The sequence below is a fragment of the Waterburya sp. genome (assembly GCF_058530065.1).
This window is the reverse complement of sequence record NZ_JBZNBU010000365.1, coordinates 1-3,897: the sequence shown is the minus strand read 5'-3', so window position 1 is coordinate 3,897 and position 3,897 is coordinate 1. Positions and strand designations below refer to the sequence as shown.

Genomic DNA, 3,897 nt, shown 5'->3' with positions numbered 1-3,897 from the left:
TTAGGCTCTACTGTTGGCGATATTGGTAAATCCGATGAATGGATAACACAGCAAAAACAAGTTTATCGCGATCTCAGTAATACTTTAAAGTCAAAACAAGAAAAAATACGACAAGATATCAACAAAGCTCAAAGAGATAGTTGTGAATGTTTAGAACAAAAAATTGCAGCTATTTTCCAAGAAGTTATTAATTCTATTTCTAGATTTGCCGAACACAATTGGGAAGCTGACGAACATCAATTAAATCGAGCCTGGAAACAAAATATCAAAGATATTGGATTAGAAAAGAGAATTAAACTCTCCTGTGAAGAGGCAGCAAATAGTTTCAATCTGAAGATACAAGAATCTTTAGAAGAAGTTGGCAAAGAATTACAGTTAATTGCGCAAATTAACCTTGAAGGCTTTAGTTTAGATAGCCATGATTCATTTGATGATAAAAAGCTATTTAAACTTGGAGGTGGTATTCTGGCAGCTATTGGATTTGGGGTGGCTATTTTTCCTCCATTAGCTGGTATTGGCATAGCAGTTGGTATATTTGGTACTGCATTGAATTTGCTCTCTAACTTTTTTACTTCCAAAACCGAAAAACGTCGCAAAGCAGTAGAAAAAATCTCTAATTCGCTTCGTGAACAAGTAAATAAACAACAGCATTCTATTTCTGAGACGGCTATTCAAAACCTAGAGAAATATAGCCAAGATGTAACCATTAATATCAATAGCTATTTTCACGAACTAATAGAGGGTTTAGATAATATAGCTAGTACATTACATAGTTCGCAAAGAAGTTTAGATTCAATAGTTAACTATCTCAATCGCGGATATGCCAAGCGTGTTGTTGATTGGTCAACAGAGAAACACGAACCTTTATCAGTAAGAAATGTAGCGGAAGCTATTGCTAGAGTAGATCGTCAATTCGGACATAGTATATCCATCAAGACTAAAACTGCGATCGAGCTTCAAAAATCCTTGTCAGAGATAAAGCAAGTAATTCAAGAAGATATTTCTATTAATAGCGAACTCTAATATTCATTGCTCAATTCCAAGCAAGTCAAAAATACTTTGCTTACTCATAAATTTACACCCACAATATTTAGGTGCTTAACCATGAATCAAGATCGACAATTTAACGCTGCTGTTGTTACCGAAAAATTTAACTCTGCCCACAATAATCTAAATAACTTTTTATCCAATAATGAAAACTTCGATCGTATTAAAAATCAATTAGAAGTCGATTTACAACAATACAAACAAGAAGGATTAATTAGCGTTGCTTTTATCGGACAATATAGCGCGGGTAAATCTACTATCATCTCAGCCTTGACGGGAAAAAGAGATATTAGAATTGATGCTGACATTGCTACAGATGAAACCGCTAGCTACAACTGGAATGATATTAAGATAATCGATACTCCTGGATTATTTACAGATCGCAATGACCATGATGCTATTACCTACGAAGCAATAGATAAAGCCGATCTATTAGTCTTTTCTTTAACCTATATGCTGTTTGATTCGGTGACAGTAGAAAACTTTAAAAAGCTAGCTTATGAAAAAGGCTACGCTTGGAAAATGATGCTAGTAGTCAACAAAATGTCTGACGAAGCAGGAGAAGAAGACCAAAAAATAATTAACTATCGTTATAGTTTAGCCGAAGCCTTAAAACCTTATTCTCTCGATGACTTTCCCGTCTGTTTTATCGATGCCAAAGACTATTGTGATGGTATTGATGAAGACGATGAATTTTTATGCGAAATTAGTCGCTTTGAAACCTTTATTAAAGAATTAAATCAATTTGTCGAACGTCGCGGATCTCTAGCAAAGTTAGATACACCAGTTCGTATTGCTTTAAGCGCAGTCAACGATACACAAGCCGAACTTACTCGTAATTCTGGGGGAGATTCGACTTATTTTGAAATCCTCAATCAATTATCCCGCAAAATCAAAAACGAACGTAATCGGGTCAAAATAAAAATGCAAAGTGTTGCACTCAGGTTATCTGCTGCAATTTCTCAAGAGGGAGAAGAATTAGCCAGCTATGTAGGCGAAGTAAAAAGTGAATCTGAGTGGGAAGATCGACAAAAAACTGTCAATCTAGAAATAGACAAGCACTACCAAAAAGCTGGTAAAGAAATACAAGCAGTCTTTGATACAGCAGTCGAAGACATTAAACAAGAAGTAGAAGGAGTATTAGAAGGCAACTTAGCTCAAACTTATATTGCTTATATCGAAAAATCTTTAGATGCTTCGGTGAATCATCTTCAAGAAGGAATTAATATCGATGCGCTTAGGCAACAATTTAATAAGCTAAAAGGAATTGCTGAATTTGCAGGAGCTAATATTTTAAAACACGCCAGTAGAGATTTTTTAAACATTGCTGGCAAAAGTGGTTTTCTCAGCAGTATGAATGTAGCAGGTAGCAATTTACATCAGGCAGTATTAAGTATAGGAAAAGCTATTGGATTCAAATTCAAACCCTGGCAAGCTGTAGGCATCGCAAAAGATATTGGTAACTTTTTTGTAATTTTAGGTCCAATTCTAGCTGCTGGGGGGTTGGTAATGGATGTGATAGAAATAAACAAAGAAAGAAAATTAGAACAACAGATGGCTGATGCCCGTCAGCAAATAACTAGTTCATTTCAAAGGTTAGCTAAAGACTTAGAAAATCAGGTAGAAATTCAATTCTATGAATTCGACAAGCAAGTTTATGGCGAAATTGAAAAAAGAATTGCCGATGCTAGAAAACAAAATGAAGAAGCGATCGCTTTATCTAATATTTCTATGAAACAATTAATAACTATTCGTCAAGAATTTGAAACGGTATTAACAATGATTAGTCAAGCAAACACAATTTAATTTTAAATACCAAGGGGCGATTTTGCGATCGCCTTACTAAATCTTTTCGAGTCAAGATCGGATTAATTGATCGTCTTTTAAATAGGTTGGTTTAAGCACCAGCTATCGATATGAGATTGTAACTGAGGAAAGAATAATTGAAAATCCTGTTGCAATTGCGAGTAATTATCCTGTAATAAAGCGATCGCAGGAGTAAGGTCAAATTGTCGTTTTTGATTGCGTCTATTTAATTTCCAAGAAATTCTTCTGAGAGTTTGTTCGACTCCCTGTAAATAAATATAAGAACCAAGCCAGTCTTCTGCTATCATCCGCAAAATGACTTGTTGAGGATAAAGAGGTAAATCGATTAAATAATTATCCCAAGACTTATAGACAGTACTAGTAAATTCGGTTAACGGTATCTGACAATAATCGTGCCAATTTTTAGCTAGGATATGGTCGTAAAAAACATCAATCAAAATTCCTGCAAAACGGCGATACTCTCCATTCAATCGTTGTTTGCTGCATCGAACGATATGATGACTGTCGGTAAAAATATCGATCGCCTGATGGCATTTTAGCCCCCTTCTGAGATTGGCATTTAAAGTTTCTCTTTCCTCTCCTTTAATTAAATCCCCCAATAAGTTGCCCAAACGGAGTTCGGGATCGGATTCTGCCAATAAAAGATGAGCTAACCAATTCATTTTAGTTTTTAGTTCGTAGTTTTTAAATATAAAAAATCGGAAATCAAAGAAGTTACTTCTCTAATTTCCGAATGAGATCTAATGACAATTAATTAAGCCCAAAAGCCTGTATCAAATAGATTGTAGAATTTAGTTGTATACTTTTCCGCCACCCCAAAGGATACCGCGAATTTCAGGTTGAATTAGGATATGTCCTGCAACAGCTTCTAAATCTTCATCCGTTAGATTGCGCATCATGGGGAAAAGATCGGAGCGAGTAGTATTGGGATGGAATTCATAGATATCGGTTTCCCCATCATAAGTGGTGGGGTTTTTCAAGTAGTCTACAATTCCTTCAATATTATCTCTAGCAGGGTAAGCA

General features: G+C 35.3%; 2 protein-coding genes and 2 pseudogenes. 2 read left to right on the top strand and 2 right to left on the bottom strand.

Features of this window, described 5'->3' with window-relative positions; genetic code table 11:
* A pseudogene (locus AC33VI_RS22050) lies at positions 1 to 1,023 on the top strand (GTPase); the annotation flags it as partial.
* Positions 1,024 to 1,104: 81 nt separating this feature from the next.
* Positions 1,105 to 2,853 carry a GTPase gene (locus AC33VI_RS22045; RefSeq protein ID WP_491784413.1) on the top strand — a complete coding sequence of 583 codons (1,749 nt, stop codon included), beginning with the start codon at positions 1,105 to 1,107 and terminating at the stop codon, positions 2,851 to 2,853.
* A 77-nt stretch (positions 2,854 to 2,930) separates the two neighbouring features.
* Here the strand turns inward: AC33VI_RS22045 and AC33VI_RS22040 are convergent, their stop codons facing one another.
* Positions 2,931 to 3,536, bottom strand: a complete 606-nt coding sequence (locus AC33VI_RS22040; protein WP_491784412.1) for an acyl carrier protein phosphodiesterase — start codon at positions 3,534 to 3,536, stop codon at positions 2,931 to 2,933.
* Positions 3,537 to 3,665: 129 nt separating this feature from the next.
* Positions 3,666 to 3,897 (bottom strand): annotated as a pseudogene (locus AC33VI_RS22035) (photosystem II cytochrome c-550); the annotation flags it as partial.